Consider the following 20015-nt stretch of genomic DNA (forward strand, 5'->3'; position numbering starts at 1 on the left):
CCGGCCTGGGGCCGGGGCCTTTGGCCTGTCCGGTCAGCCTGTTTTTGTCAACCTTGGTTGCGGGGGAGGGCGGAGCGAGGCCGTTCCTGAAGCGTCAAATTTTATGTTAAAATGCTAAAATAAAATGTATTTTATGGTTTGGAACAGCGTTTGAACAAGGTCCTGTCCAGAGCAACGTCCACTCTTGGCCCGGACGCTTAAGCCGCCTCCGGCAACGACAAGGAGCCCCGTCATGCCCGTCACCCTCCAAGCCGCCCGCCGCATGATCGAGGCGGCCAAGGCCAAGGCCGACACCCTGGGCGTCCCCATGGTCGTGGCCGTGGTCGATGCCGGCGGCAACCTGGCCGCCCTGGACCGCCAGGACGACGCCCTGCTGGTCAGCATCGATCTGGCCCGGGACAAGGCCTATTCGGCCGTGGCCGTCAAGGCCGACACCGCCGCCATCGGCAGCCTGTCCCAGCCCGGAGCCGAACTGTTCGGCCTTGGCCGGGCCTGCGGCGGACGCATCGTCACCTTTGGCGGCGGCCTGCCCATCCTGGAAAACGGCCGGGTCGTCGGCGGCATCGGCGTCAGCGGCGGCAGCGTGGCCCAGGACACGACCTGCGCCGAAGCCGGCCTGGCCGCCTATTGAGTCGCTTTTTGCGGCGGCACGTCGCAACGACACATAACCATCCGGAGGAAGCAATGTCCCAGCATCAGGTTCAAGCGCCCGATCTCCATGGCCCCACCCAACGCACCACTGCCGCCCTGGCCCGGTTTGTCGACACCACGCCGACCATCTGTCCCGAACGGGCAATGCTCATCACCGAATCCTACAAGGAGACCGAGGCCCTGCCCATGGTCCTTCGCCGGGCCAAGGCCCTGGAGAAGATCCTGGCCGGGATGCCGATTTTCATCCAGGACGGGGAACTCATCGTGGGCAACCAGGCCAGCAAGCCCAGAAGCGCCCCCATCTTTCCGGAATTTTCGTGCAAATGGGTCGAGGCCGAGCTGGACCGTCTGGCCAACCGCACGGCCGACGTCTTTTTGATCTCCGAGAACACCAAGGCCAAGCTGCGCCAAGCCTTCGCCTACTGGGACGGCAAGACCACCAACGAGTTCGCCGCCGCCATGATGCCGCCCCAAGCCCTGGAAGCCCATAACGACGTGGTCTATACCGTGGGTAACTACTTCTACAACGGCGTGGGCCACATATCCGTGGACTACGCCAAGGCGATCGGCCAGGGCCTGTCCGGGGTCATCGCCGACGCCCGCCAGGCCCTTGAAGCCCTGGACTATGCCGACGCCGAACAGCTCAAAAAGCGCCATTTCCTCGAAGCGGTCATCATCGCCAATCAGGCTGTCATCGATTTCGCCGGCCGCTTCGCCGCCCTGGCCGCTGCCCTGGCCGCCGACTGCGCCGATCCGATCCGGCGCGACGAGCTGCAGGAAATCGCCCGCATCTGCCGCAAGGTCCCGGCCCAGCCGGCCGAAACCTTCCACGAGGCGGTGCAGGCCTTCTGGTTCGTCCATCTGGTCATCCAGATCGAGTCCAACGGCCACTCCATCTCGCCCATGCGCTTCGACCAGTACATGGAACCTTACCATGCCCGGGACAAGGGCCGGGTGTTGCCGGAAAAAGCCCAGGAACTCCTGGATCTGCTCTGGATCAAGTTTGCCGAACTCAACAAGGTGCGCGACGAAAACTCCACCATGGCCTTCGCCGGCTATCCCATGTTCATGAACCTCATCGTCGGCGGCCAGAAGCGCGACGGTTCCGACGCCACCAACGATCTGTCGTTTATGTGCCTGCAGGCCGCGGCCAACACCAAGCTCTACGCTCCCTCGCTGTCCATCCGCATCCACGAGGGCACGCCGCCGGCGCTGTACAAAAAGGCCGGCGAAATAAGCCGCCTGGGCATGGGCTACCCGGCCTACTACAACGACCGGGTGATCATTCCGGCCCTGTTGGCCCGGGGCCTGACCCGCGAGGATGCCCGGGACTACGGCATCATCGGCTGTGTGGAGCCGCAGGTGGGTGGCAAGACCGAGGGCTGGCACGACGCCGCCTTTTTCAACATGGGCAAGGTCATGGAACTGGCCCTAAACGACGGCGTGGACAAGCGCACCGGCAAGCAGATCGGCCCCAAGTCCGGCAGCCTGGAAACCTTCAAGACCTTTGACGACGTGATGGCCTCCTACAAGGCCCAGACCGCCTACTTCGTCCGGCTCATGGCCGCGGCCGACAACGCCGTGGACATGGCCCACGCCATGCGTTGCCCGCTGCCGTTTCTTTCCTCCCTGGTCGATGACTGCATCGCCGCCGGCAAATCCCTCCAGGAAGGCGGCGCCCACTACAACTTCACCGGTCCCCAGGGCGTGGGCGTGGCCAACGCCGGCGACTGCCTGACCGCCATCAAGAAGCTGGTCTTCGACGACCGCCTGCTCACCCTGGCCGAACTGCGCCAGGCGCTCGACAGCGATTTCGAGGGCCGCGAGGATCTGCGCCAGATGCTGCTCAACCGCGCCCCCAAGTACGGCAACGACGACGACTATGCCGACGCCGTGGCCAAGGAAGCGGCGCTCATCTATTGCGAAGAAGTCAACCGCTACACCAATCCGCGTGGCGGCCGCTTCCAGCCGGGGCTGTACCCGGCCTCGGCCAACGTGCCCCTGGGTTCGGTGGTGGCCGCCACGCCCGACGGACGCAAGGCCTGGAGCCCCTTGGCCGACGGCGTTTCGCCCATCTCCGGCTGCGACACCTGCGGCCCCACGGCCTCGGTGCTGTCCGTGGCCAAGCTCGACCATGAAATCGCTTCCAACGGCACCTTGCTCAACCAGAAGTTCCACCCCACGGCCCTGGAAGGCGACCAGGGGCTCAACAACCTCAAGGCCGTGACCGAAACCTACTTCCAAAACGGCGGTTTCCACGTCCAGTACAACGTCATCAGCCGGGAAACCCTCCTGGAAGCCCAGGCCCAGCCCGAGGCCTACAAGAACCTGGTGGTGCGCGTCGCCGGCTACAGCGCCTTTTTCACGGCGCTGGACAAGTCCCTGCAGGACGACATCATCGCCCGGACCGAACAGACCTTCTAACCCACGCCAACCCACGGCCGGGGGACGCCAGGTGTCCCCCGGCCCAAGGCCTTGCATGAACTGGAAACAGCGCCAGCACACGTTTCGATTGTCCGACCGGGATCGCCCCGGTCCCACCGGGCTTGTTTTCGACATCCAGCGTTTCGCCGTGCATGACGGCGGCGGCATCCGCACCCTGGTGTTTCTCAAGGGCTGTCCGCTGCGTTGCCAGTGGTGCCAGAATCCCGAATCCATGTTTCCCGGCCCGGAAATCCTGCGCATCCCGCACAACTGCATCTCGTGCGTGAAGTGCATGACCCTGTGTCCCCAGCAGGCCATTTGCTACGATGGCGGCGGCGAAATCGACATCGACCGTGTCCGGTGCGACCTGTGCGGGGACTGCGTGACGTCCTGCTATGCCGGCTCCATGACCATTGTGGGCCGCTATCTGACGGCCGGGGAAGTCATGGAGGAGGTGGATCGGGACCGGAAGTTCTACGCCGAGTCCGGCGGCGGGGTGACCTTTTCCGGCGGGGAGCCGACGTCCCAGCCGGATTTCCTGCTGTCCTGCCTGCGCGCGGCCAAGGCCCGGGGGCTGCACACGGCCGTGGAGACCTGCGGACACGCGCCCTGGGAGACGTTGGCCGCCTTGCGCGACGTCGTTGACCTGTTTTTGTGCGACATCAAGCACATGGACACGGCGCGCCACCGGGAGCTGACGGGGATGCCCAACGAACGCATCCTGGACAACATCGCCCATCTGAGCCAGGCCGGCAGCGCCCTGCGTCTGCGCCTGCCCCTTGTGCCCGGCGTCAACGACAGCGAGGCCAATATCGTTGCCAGCGCGCAATTCGCCGCAGGGCTGCCGACCCTTGAGGGGTTTGACATCCTGCCCTACCACCGCCTCGGCGAAGCGAAGTGGCGACAGTTGGGGCGGGTCTATCCCCTGCACGACGTTGCGCCGCACACGCGCGAGGATGTTCTGGCCAAGGCCTGTCTGGCCGGGCGGCACGTCGAGGGCGTCGGCATCGGCGGCTGATCCGGGGCGGGGCGTTATCTGCTGCCGGCCAACGTATGGCCCGTTCGTCGAGTCTGCCGGCAGGGCATCGCTCTTGCCGCCGGCTCGGCTATGCATTGCGGGAGCCACCACCGGGCGGTCGCCAAAAACGCGCAGCACGGCGTCCGTGCCATCTATTTGCCGGCCGCCGGCCAGATGTTTGAGCAAAAAAGCCTCGCCCACGATGTCAGGCTTGATCGGGGCGACGCCTTCGTTGCCGTCCGGCAACACATCCGAAAGCAGACGCCGAGACGTTGCCACGTCGCTGCCGCCGCAGCCAAACGCCTCCCTTTCCCGGGCCAAGCTCGAGCCAATCTCCCGTGCCCCGATGCCGCCGCGCAGGGTCGCAAAGGCGGCCATGTGGGCGACCAATATTTGCATGGATGCATTGTCGCCGCAGGGCAGCAGCAACCGCTTATGCTCATGTTCCGCCACCGTCTGGGCCAAATCGACTCGCCCCAGGTGCAACACCTCACCTGCGTCGCCCTGCTGGTGCATGACCATGGCCGCCATCATCAGATAGAGCGGCGTGCCGGCCTAGTCCGTCGCGGCACGTTTGGCTTGGAAGTCTGCATTGTCAGCCGACAGGACGACCCGGCTTCCCAGGCGATCCAGCATGTTCTGCATGATGCCCCGCTGCATGTCCGGGGCGCACAGGCCCGGCAACAACTTCGGCGGGCCGTCGAGCAGATCGCGCGGTCCCGTCGCGCCATGACCGAGGTCGCCGGGAAATGCCTCGTAAAGCCAGCCGCGTTGCTCCTCGGCTTGTCGTTCCAAAAGAAGGATGCGTAGTGGATGGCGACTCTGCGTCACGGTGCACAACTCGCGCATTCAATCCGGCAGAACATCCACCAAGGAAAGCGCATAGTCGAACACCATAAGGGTGGATTTCTGCTAACCCCAGTTCGTGAGGTTGGTCTGGCCCAAAAAACGTCAAGCCTCCTTGACGGGAACGAAACCTGCCTGCCAGTCTGGACCAAGGGCGCGACACAGTTCGAGGGCGAAGCGGGTTTTGCCGACGCCCGCGCCGCCGTGCACGACACGCACGGAGACTGGACGTTTCGGGTCGTGCGCCCGCGCCCATCTCGTAAAATCGTCCAGAAAGTCTGAGCGGCCCACGAATTCCGTCGCCTCAACCCCCGGCCGCAGCAGGGCCGCATCGCTTGGGGTCGGTTCTGTGACTTTGCTGCGCTCCTGAGGTGGGCAGTGAATCGTGAGATGGGGTCTATCGCCGACGATATTGTTGTCGCCCGCCTGGACCTGCTGCTGCGTGGACATGGGCCATGACTCCCTGGATGGATGCCTGCCCTTATATCTGAATGTCGATGGATCAGGAAGTCCGGGGAAGGACGGCGCGCCACTATGGGGAGTCAGGCAAAGTGAGAAGTGGCGTGGGGGTTAGATCGGGCAGGACGGACGTGGGCTAAACGTAGGACTGACGCGGGCCTGGGGGGATTGGGCGGGCGCGCGCGGGCCGTAACGAGCAAGATAAGAAATTCGGCAAAAATGGGGGTGAAATTATCAGGCAAAACGAGAAACCGCAGAAAGTCTAAAAAGAACACAACGAAGATATAGAATTGTCTAAGGCTATAGGCATAAAAAAAAGAGCTAAGTGCCCATTTTGATACAACAATAAGATTACCCCTCCGCACCCACCGCCTTGTCTCTGCTGGAAGGCTCCAGCCGCTGCTTCAATTCCCTGTTTTCTCTCTCTAATTCTTCCATGCGCTTCACCATCGCGTCGGTTTTGGCTTCCCATTCCGCCATCCGCTCTTCGATTCGCGCGAGCGTCCGCTCGCTTCTCACCGCTTGATGAAATGCGTTGATATTGCTGGCTAAAGCCGTCCGGTAAATCGTGTCGGACTCCAGCACTTCGGCCGTTTTGGTCAGCATGTCCGACATGCGGAACTCTTCCTGCGGGGCGGTCAAAAACGCTTCCGCAGGAGCGGGGGCCGGCGCTGGGGCCTCTTTCGCGGCTTCTCCCCGGCGCATAGGGCCAGAACCCATGAGAAGCCATTCCGGATGAACTGAGAACTCAACACACGTTTGTTTAATGAAGTCACTACTAGGCAAACGAACGCTTTTGAAATAATTCTGAAGAGTTACAGTCGTTACCCCGAGCTTCGCCGCAAAGTCGTCTTGCTTCAAACCTGTCCCAGACCAGACTTCACGGAGCCTTTCCCCCAATTTCGGGCTTTCTTGGGGAAAGCCTGAAGCAAAGCCTGAAGGAGGCCTTTCGTTTGTTTTGTCGTCTAGTCTGCTCATATACTTGAACAATCCCCAGGTTACGGCGGTGACACAAAATAAATTAAGCCTGAAGCAAACAAATGCTTTGACACGAGACAAAACGAATGTTTATTTCATGCCTGTGGGGTGACGAACGTCACCGTTACGAACGTAGCTACCAGGGCCGGCAATAATCCTCAATGTCCAGCGGCCCGGAAACTTTGGATCGGAGCACTCGGAATTGGCTGCCCACTCTCGACGCCTCAGCCTGCTCGAACTGGTCGAGCTCAATCCGGACGCGGACATAGCGATGTCCATGGATCGGATCATCCAGGCGGCCGGGGTATCGCGGGCCGAAGCCGTCGACCGACTCAACGCCGCCGCGCGTCGGTTCGGCGTGCGGTTGGCGGCCGGCAGCGCCAAGGAGCTTGGCCTGGCCACCTTCGATAAATGGCTCAATCCGCGAGAAGGCGACTACGTGCCGAGCGTTCGGGCGCTGAACCTGTTTTGCCATGTGTTCGGCTCGGCCGAACCCCTGGACCTCCTGGCCCGGTCTCACGGCCTGGGGTGGCGGGTCATCGACGGCGACGACGCGAAGCTCTTGGAGCTGGCCCGCACCGAACGGGAGATCAAGCTCTTGCGCGAACGCAAACGGAAAATCGAGGCGGGATTATGAGACGCGCAGGCAACAAAATTAAAGGCTGGATGGCCGAAAAGAAGATCAAAGTTATTGAAATAGCGCGCAAAGCCGACATTTCGCATTCACTGGTGTCCGACACCATCCACGGCAAACGCAATAACCGCCGGGCGCTGCAAGCGTTGCTGGACGCCGGTTGCCCTGCTCGGCTGCTCGATCTGCCGGCGGACATGAAAGGCAAGCAAGCGGCCTAGGCCGCCAGGGATTTCCGCGCCTTCGCGGCAGCCAGGGGCCGCGCGGCAAGACCGCCAGTCCACCCGGCGCGAGAGGCAGAGCGACACGATCGCCATCCCCTGCGGGGACGCGGAAAATATCACAATAAGAAAGGGGGTTGAGGGGATGAGCAAACGAACGCGGGCGAGAGGGTTTGCGGAGGAGCTCCGGCAGGTTGCCCAGGTTTTGAGGCAAAACGGCCTACCGAAAAGCGCCATTCAGGTTTCCCTGATGGCCATGTGCGGCGTCGAGATGAAGGCGTCGGCGACGGGAAGCGACGCGGCGGCCGAGGCCGTCACCACCGGCTAGGCCCCCGCTTAGACCTGCGAAACCGCCCTGCGCGGGCGGTCGTCGGGGCGTGGCGGCCTCGGCCTGATGAGCAGCCAAACAAAGAGAGGAGTCGATATGCGTGACATTAGAGAGATCAGGGAAGACCTACAAGGACTCAAGAACTTTCTTGAGTCGGCTTTGGAAAGAGCCATGCCGTTTCATGAATATAAGTTAAAAGTGGCAGTCCTAATTCCATTCCTGAAGAACCATCAAGCAAACCATCCGGGAAAGTGAAATCTGGAGCCAGTTCGAGAAACATTATGTGCTGTGTCAATAGCTCAAACAACACTTTTTTATCCTTGTCCGACAGCATAGTTGCTTCAGTCGCTGTGATTTTATCGGACTTAAGCAGCATCTTGAACACACGGGATTCTGCGTGCTCACAAAGCGGAACAGTCTTGGATTTGGCTGCGAACTCTCTGAAAGAAAACATGCTGAAATTATACAATATTTCTTGAACAGAGCTAGCTTGTATCATATTCCCGCGCCTCCTTTGCGGGTTGACGGTTGGGTGAACAGGTAACGGAGACCCTATCAGGGGGCGCGGAACTCTATCAAGCGGACGGACGGCGGCACCATGCAGGACAGCTACACAGTCAAGGAAATCGCGCAAGCGATGGAGGTCACGGAGCGGGCAGCGCACGCCAGGGCTGTCAAGGAGTCCTGGCCCTTCGAAGAGCAGTCCTGCCGTGGGGGCCGCCGCCGCTTGTATGTCGCCGTTTCCCTGCCTGCCGAGGTCCAGGACGCCTTGACTGCTTATGAGGGGGCAAGTCTCCCCGCCGCCGTCGCGGCCGATGAAACGGCCCTGACCGAAGACCAGCGTCGCGGTGCCCTGGCCAGGGCGGACCTGGTGCGGCTCTACACCGAAGCCATGGCCCGGGCTCCCCGCAAGGGGATAGCCCAAAAGGAATTTCTCTCGGCCTACCGGGCCGGGGTGTGGCCGAAGATCAAGGAAGTGCTTGGCGACGCGGTGTCCGCGCAATCCCTGGAACGCTGGAAGCTCAAACTGCGCCGCACCGGTTCCGCCCTGTCCCTGGCTGACACGCGCGGCGGGGTTCATGTCGAGCCGATTCTGACCGTGGCGCACCAGACCATCATCACTGCCCTGGTCCGGCATCCCAACCAGCCGAACATCGCCGAAGTCTGCCGCGAAGCGCTCAAGGCCTTCAAACCGGCCGGCCTGCCGCCTTGCTCCGAGATCACCATTCACCGCTTCGTGAAAAAGTGGATCGCCAAGAACTACGGGGAATTCGTGTATTCGCGCAAAGGCAAGAAAGCCTGGAACGACGAATGTTGCCCCTACATCGTGCGCGACTACACCAAGATCGGCGTGGGCGACATCCTGGTGGCCGACGGCCATGCCCTCAATTTCGAGACCATCGACCCGGAGACCGGCAAGGGCACACGCATGGAACTGGTGCTCTGGTACGACATGGCCTCAAGCTACCCCCTCGGCTGGGAAATTCTGCCCACGGAAAACACGCAAGCCATCGCCTCGGCCCTGCGCCGGGCCTGCCTGCGCCTCGGGAAGTTCCCCAAAGTGGCCTATCTGGACAACGGCCGGGCGTTCAAGGGCAAGTTCTTCACCGGGGTTGACCTAGAGCAGTGCGGCCTTGGCGGCGTGTTCCAGGTGCTCGGCATAGCCACGATCTTTGCCTGGCCCTACCACGGGCAATCCAAGACCATCGAACGCTTTTTCCGGTCCTTTGGCGAGCTTGAGCGCTGGTGCCCTTCCTATGTCGGCACGTCAATCGCCACCAAGCCGCCGCGCCTCAAGCGGGGCGAGACCCTGCACCGCAAGGTCTACGAGGCCATGGGCTACAGGCCGCTCACCCTGGAGGAAACCCACGCGGCGGTGGCCATGTGGTTTGACGACTACGTCGGGCGGCCCCAGCGCGGCCATCTGAAGGGGCGGTCGCCGCTTGAGGTCTTCCAGGAAGGAGCCGGACCGGGCCTGACCGACGCCGATTTGCTCAAGCTGCGGCTGTGTATGCTTTCCAAGGCCGTTCGGCACATCGAACAAAACGGCGTCAAACTCTTCGGGCAGCATTACCGCCACCCCTTCTTGCACAGCCTGCGCCATCCCGTCCTTGTCCGCTACGACGACCAGGATCGGCGGACAGTGCTGGTCTACGACCAGGCCGGCAAGAACCTGATTTGCGAGGCCACCCCGGCCCCGTCTGTCCATCCTGCGGCGGCGCTGCTTGGCACGACCGAGGACAAGGCCGTGTTGGAATCCGAGATCGCCTACAAAAAGGCCCTTGAAAACCACGTCACTGCCGATGCTCGGGATTTCCTCAACACTGTCGTTCTGCCCGAGACACAACACCGGATGCGCTTGGTGGCTGCCAAGGACGCGGCCAAGGCTGCGCCGGCCGTTTCGTCGGCCCCTCGCACGCCGGACGTCAAGAGCATCGAGGCCGCCAAAAGCGCGGCCAGGGCCAAGCTCGAAGCCGCGCCGACCTATGTGCCGCCGGCGCAAATGCCCGCCATCGTCAGCGAACTCGACCGCTACGAATACCTTTTCAACTTGGCCGTTCGGGACGGCGTGGCCCTGCGTGAGCCCGACGCCGATTGGATGGCCCGCTACGAGCAAACCGAGGAATACGCTGCCTGCGCGGCTGGGCGTTACGCGCGCTTGCGCACGGTCTACGAACGCCGCCGCAAGGCCGCCAACGGGGGAGGAGACGCATGAAATCGGTTTTTGTGGAGACGGGCAATGTGACCGCCTTTCGGCGGGCCGTGCTGACCGTCGAGGACACCCAGCGCGGACAGCCCGGCATTGTCGTGGCCTGGGGACAGGCCGGCCGAGGCAAGACGTTTACCGCGCGTAACTCTCACTCCGAACGCGGTGGGGTCTTCCTCTCTGCCTGGGAGGGGATGACGCAAGCCGCCTTCCTGGGACGGCTTTGCAAGGAGACGACGGGAGAAAAGACAACGCCGCGTTCCGCCCATGCCTGCAAGGTTCGCATCATCGAAACCTTGGAAAAGCGGCGCGACCAGGGGCAGACCGTCACCATCTACATGGACGAGGCCGACCGCTTGCACTTCGGGCGCATCGAGGACTTGCGCGACATCCACGAGGCGACTGGCGCGGCCGTGATCCTGATCGGCGAGGAAGAACTTATTGGGCTCCTGTCCGAGCGCCGCCGAATCTGGTCCCGTGTGACCCAGGAAGTTGCCTTCGGGCCTGTGGATGAAGCCGACATTGCAGCCTTTGCCTTTGAAGCTGTCGGCCTCGACATGACGCCCGAAGCCTGCGCCATGGTGCGGGCCACCTCGGATGGCGACATGCGGCTGGTTCGCAACATGGTGCAGTTGCTGGGGCAGGCGGCCAAGGCCCGCGAGACCGACAAGGTCGACGCGGCCATGGTGGCGGCGATCCAGAAGCTGAAGAGCTGGAGGCGGGCATGAGAACCGAGGAGATGGATCGCCTGCGCCTGGTCATCCAGGGCCTTACGGTCAACGGCAAGGAGCCGGTCACCAATGCCCTGCTTTACGAGGCCATGGGGTTGGACAACGAGCCGGCCAAGGCCCGGCTGCGCTCACGGATAAATGACCTCATCAAGCGCGCGGAACTGACCCGTATTGAGGACGGCAAGTACACCTACAACCCCAAAGCCAGGGTGCGCAGCGGGGAGTTTTACCAACGGGCTTGGCGGGCCATCCGTTCGGCAAAACCTGGCTTTTCCTGGACAAGCATCGCCCAGGTGTCCCGGGTTTCCTACACCCACGTTCGGAAATACGGGCAATGGCTCCTTGATGAGGGCTTTGTAGAACGGCACGGCCGCGATGGGGCGACGCACCTTTTCCGGGCCACGCTTCGGGCCAAGGACACGGTGAACACGCCATATCCTCCCCAGGATTCCGCCGATCCTTTCGAGATCGAGCGCAACGCGGCCTGCCGACTGGTGCGGGCCTTCATGGAGCGCGACCCCTACCAACCGGCCGTCCGCGCCAAGATCGTCGACAACTGCCGGGCCATCCTGGCCCGGTTCGAGAAGGAGGAAGAGGAGGTGTCCCATGGCTAGAACGAAACCGAAGGTCGCCGTGTTGGCCGACGTCAAGGACGTGGACGCGGCCCTGGCCGAACTGGCCGGCATCCAGCGCGACGTGGCTGCCCTGGAGTGCGTCATGAACGACTCCATCGACCGGATCAAGGCCGAGGCCAAGGCGCAGTCGGAACCGTTGCTGACCCGCAAGAAAGACCTGGAAGCGGCCCTGGCCAATTTCGCCACGGCCCGCAAGGACGATCTTTTCCCGAAAAAGAAGTCCCTGGAAATGACTTTCGGCGTCCTGGGATTCCGGCAGTCCACCAAGCTCAAGACTGCGGTGAAATGGACCTGGAAACTCGTTCTGGAACGGCTCCAGGAGCTGGCCGAAGGCGATGCGGGCAAGCCTTTCCGCGAAGCGCTGCGCACCAAGGTCGAGGTGGACAAGGAAGCCATGCGCGACTGGCCGGAAGAACGCCTGAAGACGGTCGGCGTCCGCAAGGTGGCCGAGGATGAATTCTATTACGAACTCAAGGGTGAAACGATCAAAGAGGCTGCCGCATGAACAAGGCTGATCTGGTCAACTGCCTCGCCGAGCATGAAGGCGTGAGCAAGGCCCAGGCGGAACAGTGGCTGGATACCCTGACCAAGTACGTCATGGGCGCGCTGTGTTGCGGCCACAAGGTCACTTTGCCGGGCCTGGGGCATCTGGAGCCGGTCACACGCAAAGAACGCAAGGGCCGCAAGCCCCGGACCGGCGGCGAGATCGACATCCAGGCCAAACGGAGCGTGAAGTTCCAGCCCGGGAAGGCCCTCAAGGATGCGCTGACTGCCTGATCCCTGCGAAACCGCCCCCATGCGGGCGGTCGTCCGGGCGTGGCGGCCCGGGCCTGACGAGCAGCCGATGCGCTTGGGACCATCTGCCTTCTAAGCAGGAGGTCCGGGGCGCTTACAACCAAACGAGGTATCCATGGCAACGCGACCGTTTGTCTCCTGCGCGGCCATCTACAACATGCAAAGCAAGGTGTTCTTCGGCACGTTGCTGCCGGCCACGTCGCTTTCCTATGAGACCGACAAGGCGCTTCTTGTGGAGCTCTTCGGCCGCATCCTGGGCGGCGAAGGCGCTTCCTGGTCGAAGCTCTCCCTAGGGGAGCGCAACCAGGTCCTGGACGCCTTGGCGGCGCAGTGGTTGCCCGATCATGCGGCCGTGGACATTCCGCTTTTGCCCAAGCGCCTCCGGGACTGGAAGAAAGGCGACAAGGCCGACGGCTACGAGCGCCTGGACATTCCCGCCGGGCCGCTGGCGCGCCAGAAGCGCTACATCGTGACCCTGTGGCTGCTGCTTGGCTACGAACCCAAGAGCCTCGACGGCCGGGTGTCCAAGCAGTTCGGCGTCGAGCGGTTCGTCTGGCTGACCGATCCGGCCGCCCTGGCCACCCTGGCCAAGGACCTGTGGAGCCGCTGCCGCAAAGCCGGCATCGATCCCGAGCCCCATGAAGGCATGGCCGGCAACGGCAAGGCCGGAAGCGGCCGGCGCGGCGCGGCATGACGCATGGGGCCGGACGAACGCGAGGCGTTGCGGGCCGCCATCCTGGCCCGCCATCGGACCCTCTACGCTTTCTGCAAGGCCACCGGCATCACCAAAAGCGTCGTGCTCCAGCTCCTGGCCGGGCGCTATCCCGGCAACGTGGAACGCCAGACGGCCCGCATCCGGGCCGCGCTGGCCGATGCCCCGGTTCTGGACGTGACACCCGGAGCGGTGTTTGCGGTGCTCGAGCGCATCGGCTGCGCCCGCTGCCGGGCCACGGACAAGCGCCGCTGCCGCAGTTGCCGCACCCTTTGGGAGAAGCAGGCCGAGGCGCTGACCGGCCTGTTTGGGCCAGCTGATGCGTAAGCAGCGGGCGAAACCGGGCCAGGGCCAACCGATGGTTTTCTCAATTTGGCTGAAGGAAGCGATAGCGGCATGAGCGAAAAGCGCGCCAAGGAAATCACCATTTTGCTTCGTAACCAGGGCAAAACCGTCAAGCTGGAACTGTTCCCGGCAACGGCTTGGGGAGGCCCGGCAGGCTGTTACCGCCTGCGCCTTGACGGCTGCTGGCACAGCCCCGGCGGCAGCAAGCACGAATTCTTCGCGCCGGGCGGCATCGCCGGGCTCGTCGTCGCGCTGGCCAGCGGCGCTCCGGTGCAGCCTGAGGAATGCCCCAGGCTTCGCTGGGGCGACCGGGTGCGCGTTCCTAACGGGACCGGCGCTTACGACAAGACCTTTGTGTCCGGCCTGCCGATCCTGGGGCTGGATGGCCGTTGGTGGGTGACGGTCACAGGCCGCGATCTGCCTGTGGCCGTGGACACGCTGCTTCGCGCGACAGGGGGTGACCAATGAGCATCATCGACGACGTCTTGAAGCTCCTGGACAAGGGCTATCTGCCCTACCAGGGGCAAATTGAAGGGCACGTCTACGAGCCCCTTGGCTGCGGCCCCAAGCGCAAGCCACGGTGGTTTTGGAAGGAGCGCAAATACGTTTGCCTGGGCTGCGTTAAGCGGTGCTGTCTGGTCGATCCTGTGGGATTCGAGTTGATGCTGCCAGTGACTTACCAGACGAAGAAACTGGCGTTTGCGAGCTTGCCGGCGGTTTCGGCGCGTGAATTGGTCACGAAAAAGGCGTGGTTGACGATAGCGGAAGTGGCATTTGTATTGTCTATTGGCAGAAGCAAAGTTTGGGAAATGATTCAGGAAGGGAGACTGGAGAAGCATCCGGATTCACCGCCAGCGCGAGTGCTTACGGAGAGCGTCAGGAAAGAGCTGGAGAGAACCGACGTTTATCTATCATGATATTTACTGTTCCTCAATTGTAGTCCACAGCACTCACTTCTTGTTCTTTTTCATAATGTTAAATGATTCATCGTAAGCTGCTTGTGCATCTTCCATACGACTATGGTCGCGGTACATATTGCCCAGGTTGTTGAGCGTCTCAGCCACTTTGGGCAAATAGGTGGCCGGATTGGTCGCGGCCAGATCACGGTAGATCCTGAGGGCCTCTTCGTAGGCAGCCCGCGCTTCGCCCAGGCGGTTCTGGGCGCGATGTAGGTTGCCCAGATCGTTGAGCGTCATGGCCACATAAGGTAGATAGGTGGCCGGATTGGTCGCGGCCAGATCACGAAGGCCCTTGAGGGCTTCGTCATAGGCCGACCAAGCCTCATCCATGAGGTTCAAATCAGAGAGCAGATTGCCCTGGTTATTGAGCGTCGTGGTCACATACGGCAGATAGGTGGCCGGATTGGTCGCGGCCAGATCACGAAAGACCTTGAGGGCCTTGTCGTAGGCCGACCGCGCCTCGCCCAGGCGGTTCTGGGCGCGATGTAGGTTGCCAAGATCGTTGAGCGTCATGGCCACATACGGCAGATAGGTGGCCGGATTGGTTGCAGCCAGATCACATCTAATCTTGAGGGCCCCTTCGTAGGCCGCCTGCGCCTCGTCCAGGCGGACCTGTTCGCGATGTAGGCTGCCAATATTGTGGAGTGTCATAGCCACATCCGGGAGATAGGTGGCCGGATTGGTCGCGGCCAGTTCGCGACTGATCTTGAGGGCATCTTCGTAGGCCGCCCGCGCCTCATCCAGACGGTTTAATCGATAGAGTAAGTTGCCCAAGTTGTTGAGCGTCTTGGCCACATACGGCAGATAGGTGGCCGGATTGGTCGCGGCCAGATCGCGTCTCATTCTGAGGGCTTCTTCATAGGCCGACCGCGCCTCGTCCATGCGGTTCAACTCAGAGAGCAAATTGCCCAGGTTACTGAGCGTCATGGCCAGATCCGGCAAATAGGCGGCCGGATTGGTCGCGGCCAGATCACGAAGGCCCTTGAGGGCCTCGTCATAGGCCGACCAAGCCTCATCCATGAGGTTCAAATCAGAGAGCAGATTGCCCTGGTTATTGAGCGTCGTGGTCACATACGGCAGATAGGTGGCCGGATTGGTCGCGGCCAGATCACGAAAGACCTTGAGGGCCTTGTCGTAGGCCGACCGCGCCTCGCCCAGGCGGTTTATATGATAAAATAGATTGCCCAAGTTGTTGAGCGTCTTAGCCACATCTCGCAGATAAGTGGCCGGATTGGTCGCGGCCAAAACACGGAAGGCCTCGAGGGCCTCTTCGTAGGCCGTCTGCGCATCATCCATGCGGTTCAATCTCTTGAGAAGATTGCCCAGATTGTTGAGCGTAGTGGCCACATATGGCAGATAGATGGTCGGATTGGCCACGGTCAGATCACGGAAGGCCTTGATGGCCTCCTCGTAGGCCACCCGCGCCTCATCCATGCGGTTCTGATCGCTGTGCAAGATGCCCAGGTTATTGAGCGTCTTGGCCACATCCGGGAGATAGGTGGCCGGATTGGTCACGGCCAAAACACGGAAGGCCTCGAGGGCCTCTTCGTAGGCCGCCCGTGCCTCGTCAAGGCGGTTCATACCAAAGAGCAGATTGCCCAGGTTGTTGAGCGTTTTGGCCACATCCTGGAGATAGGTGGCCGGATCGGCTGCGGCCAAATCCCGAAAGGCCTTGAGAGCCTCCTCGTAGACCACCCGCGCCTCGTCCAATTGGTTCAAATCAGAGAACAGGTTGCCCAGGTTGTTGAGCGTTGAGGCCACCTTGGGCAGATGAGCAATTGGATTGGTTGTGGCCAGATCTCGTCTGATCTTGAGGGCCTCATCGTAGGCCGTCCGCGCATCGTTCATGCGGTTCTGAACATGATGAAGATTGCCTAGATTATTGAGCGTCGTGGCCACTTTGGGCAGGTGAGTTGCCGGATTGGTCGCGGCCAGTTCGCGACTGATCTTGAGGGCCTCTTCGTATGCCGCCCGCGCATCGTTCATGCGGTTCAAATCAGAGAGCAAGTTGCCAAACCCATTGAGTACAACAGATTTATTTGACAAGTCCTTAGACTGAATAGCAATTATCTGACAAGTCTCGTAAAGAGGCAGAGCTTTTGCGAAGTTGTTTAAATTGTGCTCGAATCTAGCATAAGCTAATAGAGCATTAAAATTGTCCGGAACAGTATCTACGAGCTCTTGATGTACATTTTCTGCATCTGCAAACTGAAATTTGAGGGCAAACAGATTTGCTTTTAACAAATAGGCCTCAACTACGTTCTCAATCTCCTTCTCCGCCTCTTTTTTCTTAAGCTTCGCTGCATCCATCGCTTGACGTAATCTCTCCTGGTTCAAGACATTCAGGGACGCATCAATATCCCCGCCTAAAAACAAACGCATAGCCTCCCGATAGATGTCCGACATTTGTCCCGGCTTAATGCGGGCAGCCTCTTCAGCGAATTTAGGTATAGTTGCCAAGAGGCGGTCACGCTCTTTCTGAAGACTGGCAATCTCCTTAGCCGCATCATCATTAATTTTCATCAAATCCTCAACGCGTTTTCTATAATTAGTCTCAACAACTTCAGTGCCTTTGATGCCGTAATACAGCCTAGCCATCTCTTCGCGCGCGCTAGATTTGCAAATAACAACCAATAAAGGTTTAATATCTGGATTATTGGGCAACACAACATTGTAAAGCTCGTAAAAATTCACAACTTCGTAATCCAACTTCTTGACTGTAACATCTGTAATATCACCAATATTTCGAGTTTCAAAAACTAATGAAAAATCTCCAAAATTACCCGTTACAGTGTCACTCGCCCCATTTGCATGAATTTGAACATTTACGACCGCAGGCCCTCCAAGCCTATTCTCGACCACTTTACCCTTTAGCACAACAGACGCAAGACCATCACAGAAAGGATACAGTACACATATTATAATGACAGCAATGCTACGCATTACAGATTCCTTGAAAGCTGAACAACCGGAGATTTTCCACGAGGAATCAAACGGCCTCGCCACACACTAAATCCATAAGCTTCGACTACCATGGATAATTCAGATTTCATTGCAAGGTCCGATGAGAGCGTTGCGACAAAGTAACCGCTCTCGTCCGAGTGTAGCGTAACTCGATCTAGAGTCACCTTGGCGTTAGAAATTGGATTTCCGTCTTCGTCCTGAACCGTGCCAGAGACAATGCATGTCATAGGACGAACAGCAAGATAAACCTCTTCACTCAAGGAGACGGAGCTGTTTATCGGCTCAAAATCAACCCCCTCCAACGACACGACAACCTCTTTCTCTCGATAACTACTTGACAGTCCTGAAAAATGCACTTGCCCCTTGGCGTCAATAGCTTCGCTTCTGCGCCCTTTTACATCCAACAGGACAACACCTTTGCTCTTTAAGACGAGGTCATTTCGCCCTTTTTCGCCATGAACGTAAATTATAACTGAGAAATCTTCCAAGGGACGAAAAACATACCCTCCTACAAGAACAAGTGCAAAGCCGACTACAGCACCGCCGAGTTTTAATTTGCCCCCTAAAACATCGCCTTCATACGTACCCGATGATGGCAAAATGCCAAAAAGAAAGCCTGCAACAGAAGCAGCAAGGATACATAATATTATATAATAAATACTCCTTGCAAGTCCAAGCCTAACAATCCATTCAGCTCGTTGAATATCCTGAAAGAAGTGAATCGCTATAGATGTCCCTACAATCAAGAACAACGAAACCACAACAATTAATCTATAAGAAATTCTAGGATTACTCTTTTTCACAGCCTAGCGTCCTCCTGGGGTGGGTTTGACAGAAATCTCAACTTCTCGTTGGTCCTATTTTAAGGGAGGTCTACAGTTGCTCAAAAAACATCTCTCACATTGCTGCATTATTTTGAGTCCATTTCCGTCCAGCCGACATCTGACCTAAAACACGAAACTGTCTATGTTCACCCTATACCTTCTGGAGGTGAAGCATGACTCAATTTTCTGATACAAACATTGAAAACCACATCAAATCCGCAGCAATAAAACATGTCCAGCCGCCAGAAATCGTCCAAGCCATCGTCTCAGTTGAATCCGGTATAAACCCGTTTGCTATGCGGTTCGAGCAAATATTCTACGACCGCTACATAAAAGGCAAGCCATTATCCTTCGCCCCGCCCGGTTGCTCCAAAGATACCGAGGCCATCGGCCGCGCCACCTCCTGGGGCCTGCTCCAGATCATGGGCGAAACGGCCCGCTCCATCGGTTTTCGCGGCTGGTTCGGCGAGCTGCTGACCCCGGAAGTCGGCCTGGAATGGGGTTGCAAATATCTGGCTCGGCTGCGCGACCGGTTCCTGAATGCCGGCGGCTGGGAAGTCGTTTGTCGTGCCTACAACGGCGGTCCCGGCAATGCCCACAATCCCGCAAACACCTATCCGGCCAAGGTGCTGGCGCATCTGCCGGGCGGCGTCTGGCCGCAGGAGGGCTTTTAACCATGCAGACGCAAACCCCACCCCCCGCGCCCGCCACCACCCCGGGCCACACCCCGGCCATCACCCCGGAAGCCGTGGCTTCGGCGCTGAACATCCTGGGCGAAGTGGCCAAGGGGCTTCTTGCCAAACCTGAACCGGTTGCGGCCGATTTGGCGCAAGCGCCCGCGACCGAAACGACTGCCGGCCCGGCCGCCGCCTTACCGACTTCGGTCGAGGGCATCGCGCGCTTCGCCGACGTCCTTGATCTGCCGATGGCGGCTCAGGTTGGCCGGGTCCGGGAACCGCTGCTCACGTCCAGCCGCTTTTGGACCATGATCGGCACCGTGGCCACCCTGGCCGTCCAGCACCCCATCGGGTTCGAGCTGTCGCCCATTACCCAGGTGTGCATCGCCGGCGTGGCCGGCATCTACATCGCCGCCCGCACCATCAAGGGCGGCCGGCGGATCGAGGCGTAACATGGATCAATCGCTGGCGGCGACCTTGCTTAAAATCCTGTCGGCCATGGACGCGGGCACGATTGCGTTTGTGGCGGGCCTTGTCACGCTCACGCCCATGGGGCTGGTGCTGCTCATCGTGGTCTTCTGGCAGGTCGAGGATCGCCGCCGGCGAACCGACTTAGCCCGGTATCGCCAGGACATGGACAACCTGCTCAAGACCTACGGCGACGACCTGCGGCTGGTGACCGCCTATTACAAGGACAACGTCAAGCTGGTCGAGGGCTACCAATCCCTGGCCGCGAGCCTACACGATCAGGTCGTGCTCAACACGCAGGTCATGCAGCGCATGGTGGACGCCATTTGCACCAACCAGTTTTGCCCGTCGGGGCGCATTGCCAAGGGCGAAAGCCCCTTGAGGAGCGGAATTTGATGAACCTCGAACGCGCGGCCATGGTCGGCCAGAAGACCGAAAAAGAGCTCACGGCCAAGGGCCTGGCCATCAAGGCGTCGGGCCTGAGGGACTCCCTGCGCTTGAGCTTGCTGCTCACCACGCCGGTGGAAGAACTCAATGACGAGCGCATCGCCTCCCAGGCCCTGGAGCTGGCCGAAACCGTGATCGGGCTGCGGGCCGTCCGCGCCGAGATCGTGGCCATCAACAAGCACCTGGGGAGCTGAC

25 protein-coding genes and 2 other RNA genes are annotated in these 20015 nt (G+C 60.3%); 21 read left to right on the top strand and 6 right to left on the bottom strand.

Going from position 1 to position 20015, the window contains the following annotated elements; all coding sequences use genetic code 11:
- Positions 1-232: 232 nt before the first annotated feature.
- Genes C3Y92_RS05585 through C3Y92_RS05595 form a run of 3 tightly spaced genes read left to right on the top strand, consistent with a single transcriptional unit; the run spans position 233 to position 4093 of the window.
- Positions 233-631 (top strand): GlcG/HbpS family heme-binding protein, encoded by a 399-nt coding sequence (locus C3Y92_RS05585; RefSeq protein ID WP_129350394.1) that lies wholly within the window; start codon positions 233-235, stop codon positions 629-631.
- 53 nt (positions 632-684) lie between these two features.
- Positions 685-3075 (top strand): glycyl radical protein, encoded by a 2391-nt coding sequence (locus tag C3Y92_RS05590; protein WP_129350397.1) that lies wholly within the window; start codon positions 685-687, stop codon positions 3073-3075.
- A gap of 55 nt (positions 3076-3130) precedes the next feature.
- A complete protein-coding gene (locus C3Y92_RS05595; protein ID WP_129350400.1) occupies positions 3131-4093 on the top strand; it encodes a glycyl-radical enzyme activating protein in 963 nt (320 codons plus the stop codon).
- 555 nt (positions 4094-4648) lie between these two features.
- Here C3Y92_RS05595 and C3Y92_RS05600 read toward each other — a convergent pair.
- The 3 genes from C3Y92_RS05600 to C3Y92_RS05610 form a co-directional block, all read right to left on the bottom strand.
- On the bottom strand, positions 4649-4942 hold the full coding sequence (locus tag C3Y92_RS05600; RefSeq protein ID WP_129350403.1) for a hypothetical protein: 294 nt from the start codon (positions 4940-4942) through the stop codon (positions 4649-4651).
- Positions 4943-5044: 102 nt separating this feature from the next.
- Positions 5045-5389, bottom strand: coding sequence for a P-loop NTPase family protein (locus C3Y92_RS05605; protein ID WP_129350406.1), 345 nt, complete (start codon positions 5387-5389; stop codon positions 5045-5047).
- A gap of 360 nt (positions 5390-5749) precedes the next feature.
- Positions 5750-6259 carry a helix-turn-helix domain-containing protein gene (locus C3Y92_RS05610; RefSeq protein WP_165352067.1) on the bottom strand — a complete coding sequence of 170 codons (510 nt, stop codon included), beginning with the start codon at positions 6257-6259 and terminating at the stop codon, positions 5750-5752.
- Positions 6260-6578: 319 nt separating this feature from the next.
- On the opposite strand from C3Y92_RS05610, the gene C3Y92_RS05615 reads away from it, so the two are divergent.
- The 4 genes from C3Y92_RS05615 to C3Y92_RS05630 all read left to right on the top strand — a co-directional run bounded on the left by C3Y92_RS05615 (position 6579) and on the right by C3Y92_RS05630 (position 7636).
- Positions 6579-7013: a hypothetical protein gene (locus C3Y92_RS05615; protein WP_129350412.1), complete on the top strand. Its 435-nt coding sequence runs from the start codon at positions 6579-6581 to the stop codon at positions 7011-7013.
- A complete protein-coding gene (locus C3Y92_RS05620) occupies positions 7010-7228 on the top strand; it encodes a helix-turn-helix domain-containing protein (protein ID WP_129350415.1) in 219 nt (72 codons plus the stop codon). Before C3Y92_RS05615 ends, C3Y92_RS05620 begins: the two co-directional genes overlap by 4 nt.
- Before the next feature lie 145 nt (positions 7229-7373).
- A complete protein-coding gene (locus C3Y92_RS05625; RefSeq protein ID WP_129350418.1) occupies positions 7374-7556 on the top strand; it encodes a hypothetical protein in 183 nt (60 codons plus the stop codon).
- 14 nt (positions 7557-7570) lie between these two features.
- Positions 7571-7636: hammerhead ribozyme type II (locus C3Y92_RS05630), an RNA gene on the top strand.
- A 56-nt stretch (positions 7637-7692) separates the two neighbouring features.
- Here C3Y92_RS05630 and C3Y92_RS05635 read toward each other — a convergent pair.
- Positions 7693-8055 carry a hypothetical protein gene (locus tag C3Y92_RS05635; protein ID WP_129350421.1) on the bottom strand — a complete coding sequence of 121 codons (363 nt, stop codon included), beginning with the start codon at positions 8053-8055 and terminating at the stop codon, positions 7693-7695.
- A 99-nt stretch (positions 8056-8154) separates the two neighbouring features.
- Here C3Y92_RS05635 and C3Y92_RS05640 point away from each other — a divergent pair, with 99 nt between their 5' ends.
- The 10 genes from C3Y92_RS05640 to C3Y92_RS05685 all read left to right on the top strand — a co-directional run bounded on the left by C3Y92_RS05640 (position 8155) and on the right by C3Y92_RS05685 (position 14398).
- Positions 8155-10272: a Mu transposase C-terminal domain-containing protein gene (locus tag C3Y92_RS05640; protein WP_129350424.1), complete on the top strand. Its 2118-nt coding sequence runs from the start codon at positions 8155-8157 to the stop codon at positions 10270-10272.
- Positions 10269-10991 (top strand): AAA family ATPase, encoded by a 723-nt coding sequence (locus C3Y92_RS05645; RefSeq protein WP_129350427.1) that lies wholly within the window; start codon positions 10269-10271, stop codon positions 10989-10991. The genes C3Y92_RS05640 and C3Y92_RS05645 overlap by 4 nt, the downstream gene beginning before the upstream one ends.
- Positions 10988-11608, top strand: coding sequence for a hypothetical protein (locus tag C3Y92_RS05650; protein ID WP_129350430.1), 621 nt, complete (start codon positions 10988-10990; stop codon positions 11606-11608). Before C3Y92_RS05645 ends, C3Y92_RS05650 begins: the two co-directional genes overlap by 4 nt.
- A complete protein-coding gene (locus C3Y92_RS05655; RefSeq protein WP_129350433.1) occupies positions 11601-12134 on the top strand; it encodes a host-nuclease inhibitor Gam family protein in 534 nt (177 codons plus the stop codon). Before C3Y92_RS05650 ends, C3Y92_RS05655 begins: the two co-directional genes overlap by 8 nt.
- Positions 12131-12406, top strand: coding sequence for an HU family DNA-binding protein (locus tag C3Y92_RS05660; protein WP_129350436.1), 276 nt, complete (start codon positions 12131-12133; stop codon positions 12404-12406). Before C3Y92_RS05655 ends, C3Y92_RS05660 begins: the two co-directional genes overlap by 4 nt.
- A gap of 3 nt (positions 12407-12409) precedes the next feature.
- An RNA gene (locus tag C3Y92_RS05665) (hammerhead ribozyme type II) lies at positions 12410-12476 on the top strand.
- A gap of 63 nt (positions 12477-12539) precedes the next feature.
- The gene (locus C3Y92_RS05670) at positions 12540-13118 is read left to right on the top strand and encodes a phage protein GemA/Gp16 family protein (RefSeq protein WP_129350439.1); all 579 of its coding nucleotides are present in this window, start codon (positions 12540-12542) and stop codon (positions 13116-13118) included.
- Between the two features lie 3 nt (positions 13119-13121).
- Positions 13122-13463 carry a hypothetical protein gene (locus C3Y92_RS05675; protein WP_129350442.1) on the top strand — a complete coding sequence of 114 codons (342 nt, stop codon included), beginning with the start codon at positions 13122-13124 and terminating at the stop codon, positions 13461-13463.
- Between the two features lie 69 nt (positions 13464-13532).
- Positions 13533-13949, top strand: a complete 417-nt coding sequence (locus C3Y92_RS05680; protein WP_129350445.1) for a hypothetical protein — start codon at positions 13533-13535, stop codon at positions 13947-13949.
- Positions 13946-14398, top strand: a complete 453-nt coding sequence (locus C3Y92_RS05685) for a helix-turn-helix domain-containing protein (protein WP_129350447.1) — start codon at positions 13946-13948, stop codon at positions 14396-14398. The genes C3Y92_RS05680 and C3Y92_RS05685 overlap by 4 nt, the downstream gene beginning before the upstream one ends.
- Positions 14399-14431: 33 nt before the next feature.
- Here C3Y92_RS05685 and C3Y92_RS05690 read toward each other — a convergent pair whose 3' ends face one another.
- Both C3Y92_RS05690 and C3Y92_RS05695 read right to left on the bottom strand, forming a co-directional pair.
- The gene (locus tag C3Y92_RS05690; protein ID WP_129350450.1) at positions 14432-17383 is read right to left on the bottom strand and encodes a tetratricopeptide repeat protein; all 2952 of its coding nucleotides are present in this window, start codon (positions 17381-17383) and stop codon (positions 14432-14434) included.
- Entirely contained in the window at positions 17383-18207 is an 825-nt protein-coding gene (locus C3Y92_RS05695; protein ID WP_129350453.1) for an Ig-like domain-containing protein, read from the bottom strand. Before C3Y92_RS05695 ends, C3Y92_RS05690 begins: the two co-directional genes overlap by 1 nt.
- A 194-nt stretch (positions 18208-18401) precedes the next feature.
- On the opposite strand from C3Y92_RS05695, the gene C3Y92_RS05700 reads away from it, so the two are divergent.
- The 4 genes from C3Y92_RS05700 to C3Y92_RS05715 are packed head-to-tail and all read left to right on the top strand — an operon-like array spanning position 18402 to position 20014.
- Positions 18402-18902, top strand: coding sequence for a lytic transglycosylase domain-containing protein (locus C3Y92_RS05700; RefSeq protein ID WP_129350456.1), 501 nt, complete (start codon positions 18402-18404; stop codon positions 18900-18902).
- A gap of 2 nt (positions 18903-18904) precedes the next feature.
- Positions 18905-19357: a hypothetical protein gene (locus tag C3Y92_RS05705; RefSeq protein ID WP_129350459.1), complete on the top strand. Its 453-nt coding sequence runs from the start codon at positions 18905-18907 to the stop codon at positions 19355-19357.
- Between the two features lies 1 nt (position 19358).
- Positions 19359-19769, top strand: coding sequence for a hypothetical protein (locus C3Y92_RS05710; protein ID WP_129350462.1), 411 nt, complete (start codon positions 19359-19361; stop codon positions 19767-19769).
- Positions 19769-20014 carry a hypothetical protein gene (locus C3Y92_RS05715; RefSeq protein WP_129350465.1) on the top strand — a complete coding sequence of 82 codons (246 nt, stop codon included), beginning with the start codon at positions 19769-19771 and terminating at the stop codon, positions 20012-20014. The genes C3Y92_RS05710 and C3Y92_RS05715 overlap by 1 nt, the downstream gene beginning before the upstream one ends.
- Position 20015: the final 1 nt, after the last annotated feature.

The organism is Solidesulfovibrio carbinolicus, assembly GCF_004135975.1.
Lineage (GTDB): Bacteria > Desulfobacterota > Desulfovibrionia > Desulfovibrionales > Desulfovibrionaceae > Solidesulfovibrio > Solidesulfovibrio carbinolicus.